Raw genomic sequence first — 16,799 nt, forward strand, 5'->3', positions numbered from 1 at the left:
ATGAACTAGGTAAGGAGATGTAGAAATGAAAAAGATTATTACGTATGGCACCTTTGACTTATTACATGTCGGTCATATCAATATTTTACGAAGAGCCAAAGAAATGGGCGATTATTTAGTAGTGGGCTTGTCCACTGATGAGTTTAATAAGGCGAAAAATAAAAAAGCTTATCATAGCTATGAAAATAGAAAACTGATTTTGGAATCAATCGAATTTGTTGATGAAGTGATTCCAGAGGAAAACTGGGAACAAAAGATTAAAGATATTAAGGAACATGATATAGATGTTTTTGTCATGGGAGATGATTGGGAAGGCCATTTCGACTTTCTGAAAGAGCACTGCCAGGTCGTTTATTTACCAAGAACGATCGGTATTTCAACATCTCAAATCAAAAAAGATTTATTTAAGGTGAAAAATGGCTAAAGAACTAGTTATTCAGTTGTATTTGTTGATCTTTAAAATAATATTTAATATTTTTAATCTATTTCCCCTCAAAAACAAGGTGGTATTTGTTGTATCTTTTGGTGATAACACTCAGTATGTGTATGAAGAAATGCGTCGGAAACATATTTCTTTTGACGTGGTTTTTTTATGTAAGGGTGCAAGCTATAAAAGATTTCAGCAATATGAGGATGCCACTATAGCTTTGATTGAAAATAAAAATCCGGTTGATTTCATTCAATCTATATATCATTTAGCCACATCTCGCTATGTAATGGTTGATAATTATTATGGTTTCTTGGCAGCTACTGACTTCAGACCTGAAGTGGAATGTGTTCAGCTTTGGCATGCCTCAGGAGCCATTAAGAAATTTGGTCTTGAAGATGCTTCTGTTCAAAACAGATCTGATCAAGCAGTAAAACGATTCATGGATGTGTATAAACGCTTTAATAAAGTGGTTGTTGGTTCTGACATCATGGGCACTTATTTCATGAATGCGTTTGATTTAAAGGGAGAAAATATCCTTAGAACTGGTATCCCCCGAACTGACTTTTTTTATAATCAGGCTGAAAAAGAAAATGTATTCAATCAATTAACTAAGGAAAACAGATTGCTTTGGGATAAAAAAGTAATATTATATGCACCAACTTATCGTGATAACGAACTGAATGAATTTCAGTTAGAATTAGATTTAAAAAAATTATATGATGAATTGCATGATGAATATGTTGTTATGTTACGTTTACATCCAGCGATTAAGAATATTCCGGACTATACTAAAATCTATCCCGATTTTGTCCTGAATTATTCTAAACCAGAGTACGATATTAACGAATTACTGGTGGTTGCGGACATTTTAATAACAGACTACTCCTCTATATCATTCGAGTTCTCTTTATTAAAGAAACCGATGATTTTCTTCGCCTATGATTTAGGTGAATACACAAAAGACAGAGGGTTATGGGATCAATATGAAAAAATGGTCCCAGGACCAGTAGTAAACAATACAGAGGCTATTATTGACCTCATTAAAGAGAACAGTTTTGATATGGACACGATTGAAGAGTATGCAAATAAATGGAATAAGTATTCAAAAGGACATTCCAGCGAAAACTTAATTTCATATTTGTTTGATGAAAAAACAATACTATCCAGACAGAGAGCGTTATAATAGACTCTTTGCAATACATGTATCTGTTGTAAAATAGTGGGGAAGGATATTCAAAATTTATGAAGTCTATGTTTACGGTCATACAAGAACAAATACGTTCATTTTATTTAATTCGACGATTGTCTGTATTTGAATTAAAAAGTGCTAATAACAACAATTATTTAGGTATATTATGGGAGTTCTTAAATCCTTTGATACAAATAGGAGTATATTGGGTAGTGTTCGGTATGGGAATCCGGGGAGGCAGAGAAATTGGAGACGTACCGTTTATCTTCTGGATGTTATCCGGTATTTCTCTGTGGTTCTTTGCTAATCCTGCCATTATGGATGGGACGAAATCGATTTATACGAGGATCAATTTTATCTCTAAGATGAGTTTCCCTATGAGTGCTATTCCCTCATATGTTATTATGTCGAAATTTTATCAGCATATTGTCATCGTGATTATTGTATCCATCATTTTGCAATTTGGTGGATTCCCAATATCCATTTATTATATACAGTTGCCTTACTTTATGGCTGCAGCGGTTATTTTGCTCTTTGCCGTTGCGCTTGTCACATCCACACTGGCTACCATTGTTCGAGATGTAACGATGATAGTACAAGCTATTATGAGGATGCTGATTTATTTAACGCCTATATTATGGGTATCAGATAGTTTGCCAGGATTTTTGCAAATGATTATAAAATTTAATCCACTTACCTATTTAGTGGAAGGGTATCGTGCAGCGATGTTAGGTCAATCCTGGTATTTCATCGAGCATTCACACTATACCTTATATTTTTGGGGAGTAACGATTGTGTTACTCATGATTGGATCAGCGCTTCATTTGAAATTTAGAAATCATTTTGTAGATTATTTGTAAAATGGAGTGAGGTCTACTATGGAAACAGTTATTGTAGAAAATGTTTATAAAAGATATAGAATGCATAGCAAAACCTCGGAAAAATTACTTGATATCCTTCTGCCGGGAGGATATGGAGATGATTTCTATGCGCTTCAGGATATAAGTTTTACAGCCAGTAAAGGCGATGTTATTGGACTGATTGGGGTTAATGGATCAGGAAAATCAACATTATCCAATATAATAGCGGGGGTTGTTCCTCCTACGATGGGTTCAGTTAAAACAGTTGGACAAACCTCCTTGATTGCGATTGCTTCCGGTTTGAATAATCAGCTGACAGGCCGGGAGAATATTGAGTTGAAATGCCTAATGCTTGGGTTCAATAAGAAGCAGATTAAGGAATTGGAGCCGGAAATCATTGAATTTGCTGATATTGGCAAGTTCGTTGACCAACCTGTTAAGAAATATTCCAGCGGGATGAAATCAAGACTTGGTTTTGCAATTTCCGTAACAGTTGATCCTGATATTCTGATTATCGACGAAGCTTTATCAGTAGGTGACCAAGCTTTTGCTGAGAAATCCAAAAAGAAAATGTACAGCTTTAGGGATCAAGGAAAAACGATTTTCTTTGTTAGTCATGCAATTGGACAAATTAAGGATTTCTGTAATAAAGCTTTATGGCTTGAGTATGGAGAAATAAAAGACTTTGGTACAGTTGAAGATGTTGTACCAAAATATGAGAAATTTTTAAAAGAATATAGAACTATGACTCCAGCTCAACAAAAAGCATTTAGAGAAGCTGCTATCCAAAAACAAAGCAGCATGACGATTACATCTAAATAAAATACCTGAAAATTATTTTCATCAACAAGCTATCATCTCAGGATGATAGCTTGCTTGCGTTTTTTAAACTAAATCTGAAGATGGACACTAAAAGCGACCAAGGAACGGGTATTGTCAGATTAGAGAAAGTAACAAGTAATGAATAAGTTTGGAAGAAGTGTGAGAAGACCCGATATGTCTTTTGTAATAAATGTATCGGAATAGACGAGTGGCTATTATACAATTAGTTTTAGCGGAACAAAGGAAGTAAAGTAAAATCAAAATGAGATTAGCTTTTCTAGACAAAAAGAGAAAGAAGCAAAACTTCTAATATATATCTTGAAAATACAACCCCTAAAGAGTAAATATACCCCTTAATAAATCAACATAAATGTAATTTCAGCATCCTAACAACTTTGTTACGCAAATTTAGGATATTGAAATTACGTTTTTATAGATAGCCATGATTGATACCCTTGTTTCCTTCAGATAGATGGGCAAGCTTTCGCCAAGACGAATCTCCTCCAGCCCACCAACTCTCCATAATTTCTAAAATAACATAATTTAAGTTCGTTATAGTTTGATATGATGGGCTTAATTTTTAGTGGTTATATTTAGGTGAATTACTAAAAAAGGAATAACAATGACCGATACATAGATTGTTAGTAATTTTGCTAATAGAAAATGGAATAACAAGATGTCATATGAACTGTTTTATATATTATGCAAAATAAAGGGGGATGTCCTATTGGATAAGCGAAATAGAATCTCGGCCATTATTGTTAGTACTATGCTTCTTTTATTTGCAGCATTTACAACGGGGGAATCGGTTATAGAAACTGCAGGTTTTGGCAGCACTCACGTGGAGGCAGCTGCAACAACTTATTATAAAACAACAGACAAGTTGAATTTGAGAAGCGGCGCGAGTATAAAGAAATCTGTTATAACTACCATTCCTAAAGGAAAGCAAGTTGCGTACATTTCTAAAACTGGGGACTGGTACAAGGTTAAATATGGTTCTAAAACCGGTTATGTCAGCAAAAAATATTTGAGTAAGGTAACAAATTCATCTTCATCAGTAGCCAAATCCTCTTCAACTTCTACATCAAAAGCAACTTATCAAACAACTGCCAATGTGAATTTGAGGAAGAGTGCATCCACTAAAGGCAAGGTCCTGCTGACTATACCGAAAGGCAAAATGGTTGCCTATAAATCGAAGTCAGGCAGCTGGTATAAAGTGAGCTACAAATCCAAGACCGGTTATGTAAGTTCTAAATATATCAAAAAGACAACTACAAAAACCACAAAAACGGTCAAAATCACAAAAATAGCAGCAACCAAATTTAAAACAACCGCCAAATTGAATATGCGCTCCACATATTCAACAAAGGGAAAAGTCCTGGTTACCATTCCGAAGAACAAAATTTTGTCCTCAGCCGAAAAGTATGGCAGCTGGTATAAGGTGAAGTATGGATCAAAGACCGGCTGGGTCAGCGGCTCCTATATGAAAGAATACTATCAATATATAACAACGAAGACAGCCTATTTATCTAATAAAAAAACAAGTTCGTTACATTCCACACCAGATACAAAAAAAGCAAAGGTATACTCGATACCTACTAATAATGTATTTACATCTACCCAAAGAATCGTAAATAGCAAAGGAGAAACTTGGTATCGAGTATCTTACAAAGGCAAGAATTATTATGTCATTTCCAGCTTGGTTAGTAAGATAACTCCTGCTAATCTGACTGAAACAAGCTATCAGGCAAAGTCGAACACTTTCTTATATAAATCAGCAGGAGCTACGCATGGCAGTCTGCTGACTGTACCTAAAAGTACAGTCGTGAAAACAAATTATCGCGTGGGCAACTGGTATAAGGTCACCTATAAAGGGAAGACAGGCTATATTGATATCAGTAAATTTTCTAAATATACGGCACCGGCAGTAACTCCAGCTCCTGCACCCAAGCCAGTTCCGAATCCGCTGCCAAAGCCAACTCCAAAACCGGTACCCAAGCCCGTGCCTGTGCCTGTGCCTGTCCCTGATCGGCTAGCTGGAAAAGTGATTAATAAGAGTACTTATGTATTGATTACAACAGGTGCTGACTACTATGCGTCAAATGACACGAGTTCTAAAAAACTTGGAACGATACCTGGAGGGGAAGCTATTTCCAGTGCGTATCGAACAAATAACGGTTGGTATGAAGTGAATTATGGGGGCGAAAAAGGTTATGTGCCGGGGACGTATTTACTCACGCAAGCAGAGATGGACCGGGTTAAAAAGCTAGAGGGAAATAAAAATAGCTATCTGTTTATGGATTTACGTACTAAGTCCTCGGTAAACGCTAAACAAATAAATGATTATATTACCAAGGGAGCTAATGGTAAGAGTAGTGCCTTAGCTGGTCAAGGGCAAGTCATTATTGATGCAGCTAAAGCCAATGGAGTGAATGCCCTATATCTTGCAGCCCACGCTATTCATGAAAGCGGCTATGGAACTTCCGTTATTTCAATGGGTAAAAAGAATTTATTTGGTTTTGGCGCTTATGATCTAGCCCCTTATGTAGGAGCTGTTAAGTTTTCATCGATTGAAGCTAACATCGACTATATCGCCAAAGAATTAAAGGCTACCTATTTAAATCCAAAAGAATGGAGATATAACGGGGCCTATCTGGGATATACCGTGAAAAATATCAATGGTGCCAGAGTAGACAGTATGAGTAAAGGTATGAACTTTTACTATGCGAGTGACTCCAAGTGGGGAGAGGGGATTGGCAGACATATGTCCGGAATTCTTGCCTATAGCAAGGAAGGGGCGAGGAACGAAAAGGCTAATACATCTGTTCCAACGAAGCCAGCTAGGCCAAACACGTATGACAGTTTTCCTGCGGGTACAAAAGCAGTAGCAAATGACAATATCAAGCTTTATAGCAAAAAGGGAGATACCAAAAAAGTAGCAGCAACCATTAAAAAAGGAGCTAGCTTTAACCTAGTGAAAAAATGGAATGACTACTGGCTGGAGGTTACATATGGCGGTAAAACCTACCATACAAATGCGGTCAGTTTAAGCAAATATAATGAGTATATGACAGTTTTAAACCTAGCTCATATTACGACAACCACATTGAATGTTAGGAAAGCAGCTAGTACTGACTCTGATAAACTTGGTACATTTAAAAACTATCAATATATTGAATTAGTTTTGGATAAGAAAAATAAACCAGAATTAAAGAATAATATGTATAAGGTTAAATATTCTAAAGGTGAGATTAAGTCAGGATGGGTTTCAAAATCTGATATTTCAATCGATTTAAATAAAAGTAAATAAGTTCAAAAGATGACAACTGATAGCAGTTCAGTTGTCATCTTTTTTGCGTTTGCTGCTTTAAAAGATAGAAACGGTAGGTAATGAATTTTATGAGATTGATTTAATAATTACCAATAAAACATATTTTGAAATATAGTGATATTATTTTAAAATAATAAATTATATAATTTGAAATGTGGTTTATTTATATATCAAGAGTTATAAGGAATTATAATTTTATTAAAATAATATTTATGTCTGATATTTTGTTACAAAGGAGGATCTTAATGAATAAAAGAAAAACGCTGCCATTCAAGGTCATGGCGACATCTGTTCTTTTATCTACTGGCTTGGTTTTAGGAAGCAGTATTGGGCCAGCAGATAGTTTTACGGGTATTCAAGTAGTTGAAGCGGCTGAAACATATTATAAAACGACCGACAATTTAAATATGAGGAAGTCGGCTAGTGCTAAGGCGCAAAAAATAATAACAATTCCAAAAGGAAAACAAGTCACTTATATATCGAAAAGTGGAAGCTGGTTTAAGGTGAAATACGGAACAAAAACGGGATTTGTCAGTTCTAAGTATTTGAAAAAAGTGACGAGTTCAACTGTATCATCTTCTGCATCTAGTACAAGTACTTCTGCAACTACTACAAGTACTTCTGTATATACAACAACGGACAAGTTGCGTTTGAGGGAAAAAGCTTCAACTAGTTCAGCCACGTTATTGACCATTCCAAAAGGGAAAACAGTCACGTATATATCAAAAAGTGGCAGCTGGTATAAGGTGAAATACGCATCGAAAACAGGATATGTTAGCTCCAAATATATAAAAGTTACTAAAAAAATAAGTTCCTCAACATCTACGTCTACATCTACATCTGCAACGATGAAGGCAACTAAATACAAAACGACAGAAAAATTAAATATGAGATCCAATGCATCAACGAGCGGTACCCGGATCCTTACTATACCAAAGAATAAAGTTGTCACAGCTACTGCAAAATCAGGTTCCTGGTACAAGGTGTCTTACAGTGGTAAGACCGGCTGGGTAAGCGGATCATATTTAAAGGAATACAATCAAACTACGACGACAAGCACGACTTACTATAATACAAAGGCTGCAAGCTCCTTATATAGTGCTGCTAATACAAATAAAGCAGCTGTTTATTCTATTCCAAAGAATAATGTATTTACTTCTACCCAAAAAGTAGTCAATAGTATCGGAGAAACTTGGTTTCGAGTTTCTCATAAAGGAAAAAACTATTATATTCAGTCCAGCTCAGTAAATAAGGTGACAGCAGCGAGTGTTACGAGCACCTCCTATACGGCAAAGGAAGCAACTTATTTATATTCCTTTGCAGGAGCAACACACGGAACTTTAGTTGCCATTCCAAAGGGAGCTAAAATAACCACCAATTATCGAATTGGGGATTGGTATAAAACATCCTATGGCGGAAAAACAGGTTACATTGATTTGACTAAATTCACGAAAACAGTTGCTACTTCGGAAACATCGATTAAGGCTACAAAATATAAGGTTACGGCTAATTTAATTTTACGTAAGACAGCTTCCGATTCCGGTGCGAAATTAAATACAATCCCTGCGAATACTGTTGTCACAGCTACTGCAAAATCTGGCTCCTGGTACAAGGTCTCTTACAGTGGTCAGACCGGTTGGGTAAGCGGCTCGTATTTACAAGAATATAATCAAACTACGACGACAAGTACGACTTACTATAATACAAAGGCTGCAAGCTCCTTGTATAGTGCTCCTAATACAAATAAGGCAGCTGTTTATTCTATACCAAAGAATAATGTGTTCACTTCTACCCAACAGGTCGTGAATAGTATAGGAGAAACCTGGTATCGAGTTTCCTATAAAGGAAATAACTATTATATTCAATCTGGTTCAGTAAGTAAGGTAACAGCGGCGAACGTTACGAGTACGTCCTATACGGCAAAAGAAAAGACTTACTTGTATTCCTTTGCTGGAGCATCGCACGGAACTTTGGTTACTATTCCAGAGGGAGCTAAAATAACCACTGATTATCGAATTGGTGATTGGTATAAAACATCCTATGGCGGGAAAACAGGTTACATTGATTTGACTAAATTCACAAAAACAGTCTCTTCAACGACACCGTCTTTTACGGCTACGGAGTTTAAAACAACGGCTAATGTGAATTTACGTGAGACAGCATCTGCATCGGGTGCGAAATTGACTACAATACCTGTGAATACAGTAGTTACAGCTACAGAACAATCAGGTGATTGGTATAAAGTTACATACAATGGTTATACCGGCTGGGTAAGTGGTGCTTATTTGACAAAATACACTAGCAGTACTGGTAATAACAGCTCAAGTAGTAACAACGGAAATCAAACAACATTACCGAGTGGCACTGCTATAACTGAAACAACATATTTACCAATCAGTGAATTAAATATCCGTGCTTCCGACTCTACTTCATCAGCTAAAGTTGGTTCAATCCCTAAATATACACAGGTGAAATCTACCTATAAAACAAGTAAGGGCTGGTACCGTGTGACATATGGTGGAGTAACAGGTTTTGTATCGGGAGAGTATTTAATCACAAAAGCGAATTACGATAAAATGAATTCTTATGAGGCAAATAAGAATTCCTATATGCATTTGGATTTACGTAAAAAATCCTCTGTAACAGCTGCACAAATTAATGCTTATATTGCTAAGCATGCAACATCAGCTAATAGCGTTCTCTACAATAAAGGCTCGGCATTTATTACAGCGGCTAATAAATATGGTGTGAATGCCCTCTATTTAGCAGCACATGCGATTCATGAAAGTAACTATGGAAAATCTACAATTGCGTTAGCAAAAAATAACTTGTTTGGCTTTGGATCCTATGACATTACGCCATTTGTAGGTTCCGTTAAATTTTCTTCTATTGAAGAGAATATTGCCTTTATTGCACAAGAAATGAAAGCCACTTATTTAAATCCATCTAACTGGAAGTACAAGGGGGCGACACTTGGATATACGATTAAGGACGCTAATGGAAATCGTATCACTGATTTAAGTAAGGGAATGAACTTTTACTATGCCAGTGATTCCGATTGGGGAAATAAGATTGCCAAACATATGTCTAACATCCTGGATTATGGCAATGAGGGGGCAGTCAGCCAAAGTCCAAATACAACGGTTCCAGCCAAACCTAGCTATCCAAGCGGCAAGGATGTGTTCCCGACAGGTACAATCGCTGTTGCCAATTCTTCTATCAGTCTTAGAAACTCAAAAAGCAGTTCAGCGACTGTGGCTGCAACGATTAAGAAGGGTGAAACCTTTAATCTACTGGAAAAATGGAATGATTATTGGCTAACAATCAGTTATAAAGGCAAAACGTATTATACAAATACGGTTAGTCTGAGCACCTATAATCAATATATGACCGTGAAAAATTTAGCGCGAGTCAATGGTGCCAGCACGTTGAATGTCCGCACGTCAGCTAATGCGGCGTCAGCTACAGTGGGAACTTTAAAAAACCATCAATATGTCGAACTTGTGGTAGATTCAAGCAATAATCCAATCACTAGTAGCGGATGGTATAAGGTTAAGTTATCTAATGGCACAGTTGGCTGGGCATCAGGTTCTTATTTAGCAAGAGAATTAAATAAATAGAATTTAGGAAAAGAGGTTGTTGACCATGTCAACAACCTCTTTTTTCATGAAGTAAGCCATTAGTTATAGCGAATACGATGGAAATTAACTATTTAGACATAATATTTGATTGGTTAATCAGCAATTAATATATGTTTTAAAGTTGATTAAATCTGGATATTTACAAAATATTTGATAATTTTAAAACTTTATATAAAAATAAAGATATATAAAAATAGTAATTTAGTTTGGTGTCTTATTTACTAAAGAGGGAGATTTTATTGCAATGAATAACAGGTATAATCAACCACTTAAGGTTATGGCAACATCCGTTCTTCTATCTACGGGTCTAGTTTTGGGGAGCAGTCTTGAACCGACAGAAAGTTTTCTGGGAATGCAAGTGGCTCAAGCTGCTGAATCATATTATAAAACAACAGCCAATCTAAATATGAGAAAAACAGCCAGTATTAAGGGCCAAATTATCATAACCATTCCCAAAGGAAAGCAAGTCACCTATATATCTAAAAATGGAAGTTGGTATAAGGTGAAATATGGATCGAAGACAGGTTATGTCAACTCCAACTATCTGAAGATTGTACCGAGTTCGACTGCTCCGGCAACAAGTACATCCGTATATACAACGACGGCCAATTTGAATTTACGCAAAACAGCTTCAACCCGTTCGGTAATCTTAACGACCATCCCAAAGGGGAAAACAGTCTCGTATCTATCGAAGAGCGGCAGTTGGTATAAGGTGAAATATGGAACAAAAACCGGTTATGTCAGTTCGAGCTATATAAAGGTTACGAACAAAACAAGTGAATCTACGTCTGCGTCAACAACGATTAAGTCGACTAAATATAAAACAACATCCTATTTAAACATGAGGTCTAAAGCCACAACGAGCAGCAGTCGGCTCTTAACTATACCAAAGAATAAAGTTATTACAGCCACCGCAAAATCGAGCTCGTGGTATAAGGTCTCTTATAGTGGCCAGACCGGTTGGGTCAGCGGCTCGTATATAAAGGAGTACAATCAAACTACAACGACAAGTATTGCTTACTATAAGACGAATGCGACAAGCTCCCTGTATAGTGCTGCCAATACAAATAAAGCAGCTGTTTATTCGATTCCTAAGAATAATATATTTTCTTCTACCCAAAAGATCGTCAATAGTATAGGAGAAACCTGGTATCGAGTTTCTTTTAAAGGGAAAAATTATTATATTAAAGCTGGATCAGTAAGTAAGGTATCTGCAGCAAATGTTACAAGTACCTCCTATACGGCAAACCAAAATACTTACTTATATTCATTTGCTGGGGAAAAACACGGGACTTTGGTTTCTATTCCAAAGGTAGCCAAAATAATAACCAGTTATCGTATTGGAGATTGGTATAAAACAACGTATGGTGGAAAAACAGGATATATCAATATGGCTAAATTCTCAAAAGCGGTAACTTCATCAAGCGCGTCTATTACAGATACAATGTTTAAGACTACCGCCAATCTGAATTTAAGAAAGACAGCATCTACTTCCGGAGAGAAATTAGACACAATAGCTAAAAATACGATTGTCACAGCTACTGCAAAATCGGGAGATTGGTATAAAGTGAGCTACAATGGTAAAACCGGCTGGGTCAGCGGTACGTATTTGGCTGCGTATAATAGTTCAAGCAACAATACGGGCAGCAACTCGAGCGGTTCTAGTGTTACGGAAAACATATACTTGCCAATTGCTAAGTTGAATATTCGTGCCTCCGATTCGACATCATCGGCTAAAGTAGGTTCAATCCCTAAATATACTCAAGTGAAATCTACCTATAAAACTAGCAAGGGCTGGTATCGGGTAACATATGGTGGAGTAACAGGCTACGTCTCAGGAGATTACTTAATTACAAAAGCGAATTACGATAAAATGAACTCTTATGAAAATAATAAGAATTCCTATATACATATGGATTTACGTACAAAATCCTCTGTAACGGCTGCGCAAATTAATGCCTATATTGCAAAGCATGCAACATCGACTAATAGTGTTCTCTATAATAAAGGATCTGCATTTATTACAGCAGCCAATAAATATGGAGTGAATGCCCTTTATTTAGCAGCACATGCCATTCATGAAAGTAATTATGGAAAATCTACAATTGCGTTAGCAAAAAATAACTTGTTTGGTTTTGGGTCCTACGATAGTACGCCGTTTGTGGGCTCCGTCAAATTTGCTTCTATTGAAGAGAATATTGCCTTTATTGCACAGGAAATGAAAGCAACCTATTTAAATCCATCTAACTGGAAGTACAAGGGTGCAACGCTAGGTTATACAATTAAGGATGCGAATGGAAATCGAATCACTGATTTAAGTAAAGGAATGAACTTTTACTACGCGAGTGATTCTGATTGGGGAAAAAGGATTGCCACCCATATGTCGAATATATTGGCTTATGGCAAGGAAGGAGCTGTCAGTCAACGTCCAAATACGACGATACCAGCCAAACCAAGCTATCCAAGCGGGAAAGATGTATTCCCAACAGGTACGAATGCAGTTGCCAATTCATCTATTAGTCTAAGAAACTCAAAAAGCAGCTCAGCGACTGTAGCCGCAACAATTAAGAAGGGTGAAACCTTTAACCTACTCGAAAAATGGAATGATTACTGGCTGAAAGTTAGTTATAAGGGCAAAACATATTATACAAATACGGTTAGCTTAAGCACATATAATAATTATATGACTGTTAAAAATTTAGCCCGTGTAAATGTTGGTGGTATGAGTACATTGAATGTACGCGCATCCGCTAGTACGGAAGCTGCTAAAGTGGGATCTTTGTCGAACAATCAATATGTCGAGCTTGTGGTGGATTCAAGTAAAAGTCCAATCACTAATGGCGGTTGGTATAAGGTTAAGCTATCAAATGGAAAAGTTGGCTGGGTATCGGGTAGTTATTTAGTAAGGGAGTTAAATAAATAGGTTTAAGAAAGAGAGGCTGTTGATCATGTCAACAGCCTCTTTTTGTTGGTCATCATTAAGAAAGTGGGCACGAATAAGATTGAAACTATTATGGGAAGAGAATGAAATGGTAGTGTGAAAAGTAAGCATTTTTACAAGAAAATTGATTAATGAATGAATTAATTCAGTGCTTACCCTTAGAAAAACGCGCTATTATTCGTAATTCTATTAATGGGGGGAATATATGCTTATAAGAGAATATAATGTATATCTAAATAATAGTTTAGTACGGTGCGTCTTATTTACTAAAAAGGGAGAGTTCAATGAATAAAAGGTATAAACAACCAATTAGAGTTATGGCAACATCCGTTCTTCTATCTACAGGCTTGATTTTTGGGCCTGAAATTGGATTGAAGGATAGTTTTTGGGAATTAAAAGTAGAAGCAGCTGCGGAGACATATTATAAGACAACAGCTAATTTGAACTTGCGAAAGTCTGCAAGTAAGACTGCATCAATTATTACAACGATTCCAAAAGGAAAACAAGTTACATACTTATCAAAAAGCGGCAGCTGGTATAAAGTGAAATATGGAACAAAAACGGGTTATGTCAGTTCTAGCTATTTAAAAGCCGTTTTGCCAACGAGTACATCAGTATACACAACGACAGCTAATCTGAATTTACGCAAATCAGCTTCAACCAGTGCGGCCATCATTACGACTATACCAAAAGGAAAAACAGTTTCGTATCTTTCAAAAAGCGGCAACTGGTATAAAGTGAAATATGGAACAAAAACAGGTTATGTAAGCTCAAAATATATCAAGGTCACTAAAAAAACGAGTTTCTCTGCCACTGTTTCGATTAAGTCGACTAAATTTAAAACGACAGCAAATTTAAACATGAGGTCAAAAGCATCAACAAGTGGCACTCGACTCCTTACTATACCAAAGAATAAAATGATCACGGCTACAGCAAAATCAGGCTCATGGTATATGGTTTCTTATAGTGGTAAAACTGGCTGGGTAAGCAGTTCGTATATAAAAGAATACAATCAAACTACGACTACAAGTACCACTTACTATAAGACGAATGCGACAAGCTCCTTGTATAGCGCTGCCAATACAAAAAAAGCTGCGGTCTATTCTATACCAAAGAATAATATATTTACATCTACTCAAAAGGTAGTTAATAGTATAGGAGAAACCTGGTATCGAGTTTCCTATAAAGGGAAGAATTATTTCATTAAATCCGGGTCTGTAAGTAAGGTGTCTGCAGCTAAGGTTACTAGTACTTCCTATACGGCAAAAGAAGCGACGTATTTATATTCCTTTGCTGGGGAGAAACATGGAACATTGATTGCTATCCCTAAGGGAGTCAAAATAACAACCACTTATAGAATTGGGGATTGGTATAAAACAACGTATAGAGGAAAAACGGGTTATATCAACATAGCTAAATTCTCGAAAACGGTATCATCAACAGACACGTCAATTACAGCTACAAAGTATAAGACGACGGCCAATCTGAATTTACGAAAGACAGCGTCCACTTCCGGAGATAAATTGGACACTATTCCTGTAAATACAATCGTGACGGCCACAGCAAAATCAGGAGATTGGTATAAAGTGAGCTATAATGGTCAAACTGGTTGGGTTAGCGGCACTTATTTGGTTGCATATAGTAGTACCTCAAGCAACACTCCGAGCGGTTCTACTATTACTGAAACAACCTATTTGCCGATTGCTGATTTGAATATTCGTGCCTCCGATACGACATCGTCTACTAAAATCGGTTTAATCCCTAAATACACACAAGTAAAATCAACCTATAAAACCAGTGAGGGATGGTATCGGGTAACGTATGATGGAGTAACAGGCTATGTATCAGGAGATTACTTAATTACAAAAGCGAACTACGATAAAATGAACTCTTATGAAGCGAATAAGAATTCCTTTATACATATGGATTTGCGTACGAAGTCCTCTGTTACAGCTGCACAAATTAATACTTATATTGCGAAGAATGCAACATCGAGTAATAGTGTCCTCTATAACAAAGGCTCGGTGTTTATCACTGCCGCCAATAAATATGGCCTAAATGCCTTGTATTTAGCAGCACATGCGATTCATGAAAGTGATTTTGGAAAATCGACGATTTCTTTGGGGAAAAACAATTTATTTGGTTTTGGATCCTATGATCTAGCACCATTTGTAGGCTCTGTAAAATTTTCCTCCATTGATGAGAATATTCTCTTTATTGCACAGGAAATGAAGGCGACTTATTTAAATCCATCTAACTGGAAGTATCAGGGGGCGACACTTGGATATATCATTAAGGATGCCAATGGAAATCGGAGTGCAGATTTAAGTAAAGGAATGAACTTTTACTATGCCAGTGATTCCAATTGGGGAAGTAAGATTGCCAACCATATGTCCGAGATTTTAGCTTACAGTAAGGAAGGGGCAGTCAGCCAAAGTGCAAATACGACAGTACCAGCCAAGCCAAGCTATCCAATTGGCAAGGATGTATTTCCGACAGGTACAATTGCTGTTGCCAATTCTTCTATAAGTCTAAGAAATGAGACAAGCAGCTCTGCGACTGTGGCAGCAACAATTGGAAAGGGTGAAACCTTTAATCTATTGGAAAAATGGAATGATTACTGGTTGACAGTCAATTATAAAGGCAAGAAATATTATACAAATACGGTCAGCTTAAGCAAATATAATCAGTATATGACTGTTAAAAACTTAGCTCGGGTGAGTGTCAGTGGTTCGAGTACCCTGAATGTACGGGCAACAGCGAGTACTGTGGGCGCTATATTGGGATCATTGCCAAATCATCAATATGTCGAGCTTGTGGTGGATTCAAGTAAAAACCCTATTAAAAGTGGATCTTGGTATAAAGTTAAATTATCAAATGGAACACAAGGCTGGGTTTCTTCTGCTTATCTAACGATGGAATTAAATAAGTAATATCTTCAAAAGTTGTCGGAATTCTGACAACTTTTTTTGTTTACATCAGGGGGATTATGCATTTTTTGACCATCAAATCACTTTAAACTAGGCACAAGCTCTATCAAATTAGGATCGTTCAGACTTCCCCAGTAAAAATAGGTAGATATATTTTCTTAATTTTTGTATGATTTTGTTAAATGATATTATTTCTATTTAAGGAATTAAATGTTAATAATCTAGTCTTATGGATTTAGTAAGTATTCTAGTTTGAAATGGGGGTAAACAAGTGATTTATGCAGAGATTCTGGCAGGTGGGAAAGGTACCTGAATGGGTAATACCTTACTGCAGCTATACCCATTTATAATGCGGCCAGGCATTTAAATGGAATTAATCGAAGCAATAAAGTAGGATCGTTTCACTTAAGCTATACCGTGCGCTCTTATTTTACAGAAAAATTTGACAATATATCCCTCAATGTAAAACTGCCGTCTACAGTTATGAATAGAATGGTGGAGGGGTTGGGATGATGAAAGCCAGGACAAATAAAAGCGATGTTTACAATATGCACGGCCTTCTGTGAATTCTATTGTCGTTCATCACTATATAGAAAGTGGAGTAGAGTTAACAATCTATCCCAGTGTAAATGGTTGGTATGAACTGCGCCCGTTG

General features: G+C 36.6%; 7 protein-coding genes and 1 pseudogene. All 8 read left to right on the forward strand.

The annotated features are described in order from the left end of the window. Positions 1–25: 25 nt before the first annotated feature. The 8 genes and pseudogenes from tagD to FHY45_RS13505 all read left to right on the forward strand — a co-directional run bounded on the left by tagD (position 26) and on the right by FHY45_RS13505 (position 16,147). Entirely contained in the window at positions 26–424 is a 399-nt protein-coding gene (gene tagD, locus FHY45_RS13470; protein ID WP_066105967.1) for a glycerol-3-phosphate cytidylyltransferase, read from the forward strand. Continuing rightward, positions 417–1,613 (forward strand): CDP-glycerol glycerophosphotransferase family protein, encoded by a 1,197-nt coding sequence (locus FHY45_RS13475; protein ID WP_139892153.1) that lies wholly within the window; start codon positions 417–419, stop codon positions 1,611–1,613. The genes tagD and FHY45_RS13475 overlap by 8 nt, the downstream gene beginning before the upstream one ends. A gap of 59 nt (positions 1,614–1,672) precedes the next feature. Then, on the forward strand, positions 1,673–2,479 hold the full coding sequence (locus FHY45_RS13480) for an ABC transporter permease (RefSeq protein WP_139892154.1): 807 nt from the start codon (positions 1,673–1,675) through the stop codon (positions 2,477–2,479). 18 nt (positions 2,480–2,497) lie between these two features. Further along, positions 2,498–3,277, forward strand: a pseudogene (gene tagH, locus FHY45_RS13485) (teichoic acids export ABC transporter ATP-binding subunit TagH); the annotation flags it as partial. A 751-nt stretch (positions 3,278–4,028) separates the two neighbouring features. Continuing rightward, positions 4,029–6,611 (forward strand): SH3 domain-containing protein, encoded by a 2,583-nt coding sequence (locus FHY45_RS13490; protein ID WP_180349977.1) that lies wholly within the window; start codon positions 4,029–4,031, stop codon positions 6,609–6,611. Between the two features lie 266 nt (positions 6,612–6,877). Continuing rightward, positions 6,878–10,252: an SH3 domain-containing protein gene (locus tag FHY45_RS13495; protein WP_180349978.1), complete on the forward strand. Its 3,375-nt coding sequence runs from the start codon at positions 6,878–6,880 to the stop codon at positions 10,250–10,252. Positions 10,253–10,517: 265 nt separating this feature from the next. Next, positions 10,518–13,196 carry an SH3 domain-containing protein gene (locus tag FHY45_RS13500; protein WP_139892158.1) on the forward strand — a complete coding sequence of 893 codons (2,679 nt, stop codon included), beginning with the start codon at positions 10,518–10,520 and terminating at the stop codon, positions 13,194–13,196. A 302-nt stretch (positions 13,197–13,498) separates the two neighbouring features. After that, positions 13,499–16,147, forward strand: a complete 2,649-nt coding sequence (locus tag FHY45_RS13505; protein ID WP_139892159.1) for an SH3 domain-containing protein — start codon at positions 13,499–13,501, stop codon at positions 16,145–16,147. Positions 16,148–16,799 lie beyond the last annotated feature (652 nt).

It is taken from the genome of Bacillus sp. D386, from assembly GCF_006346415.1.

What these genes read in the sequence shown, in the direction of transcription:
- tagD (WP_066105967.1), top strand. Translation starts at nt 26, where the DNA reads ATGAAAAAGATTATTACGTATGGCACCTTTGACTTATTACATGTCGGT.
- FHY45_RS13475 (WP_139892153.1), top strand. Translation starts at nt 417, where the DNA reads ATGGCTAAAGAACTAGTTATTCAGTTGTATTTGTTGATCTTTAAAATA.
- FHY45_RS13480 (WP_139892154.1), top strand. Translation starts at nt 1,673, where the DNA reads ATGAAGTCTATGTTTACGGTCATACAAGAACAAATACGTTCATTTTAT.
- FHY45_RS13495 (WP_180349978.1), top strand. Translation starts at nt 6,878, where the DNA reads ATGAATAAAAGAAAAACGCTGCCATTCAAGGTCATGGCGACATCTGTT.
- FHY45_RS13500 (WP_139892158.1), top strand. Translation starts at nt 10,518, where the DNA reads ATGAATAACAGGTATAATCAACCACTTAAGGTTATGGCAACATCCGTT.
- FHY45_RS13505 (WP_139892159.1), top strand. Translation starts at nt 13,499, where the DNA reads ATGAATAAAAGGTATAAACAACCAATTAGAGTTATGGCAACATCCGTT.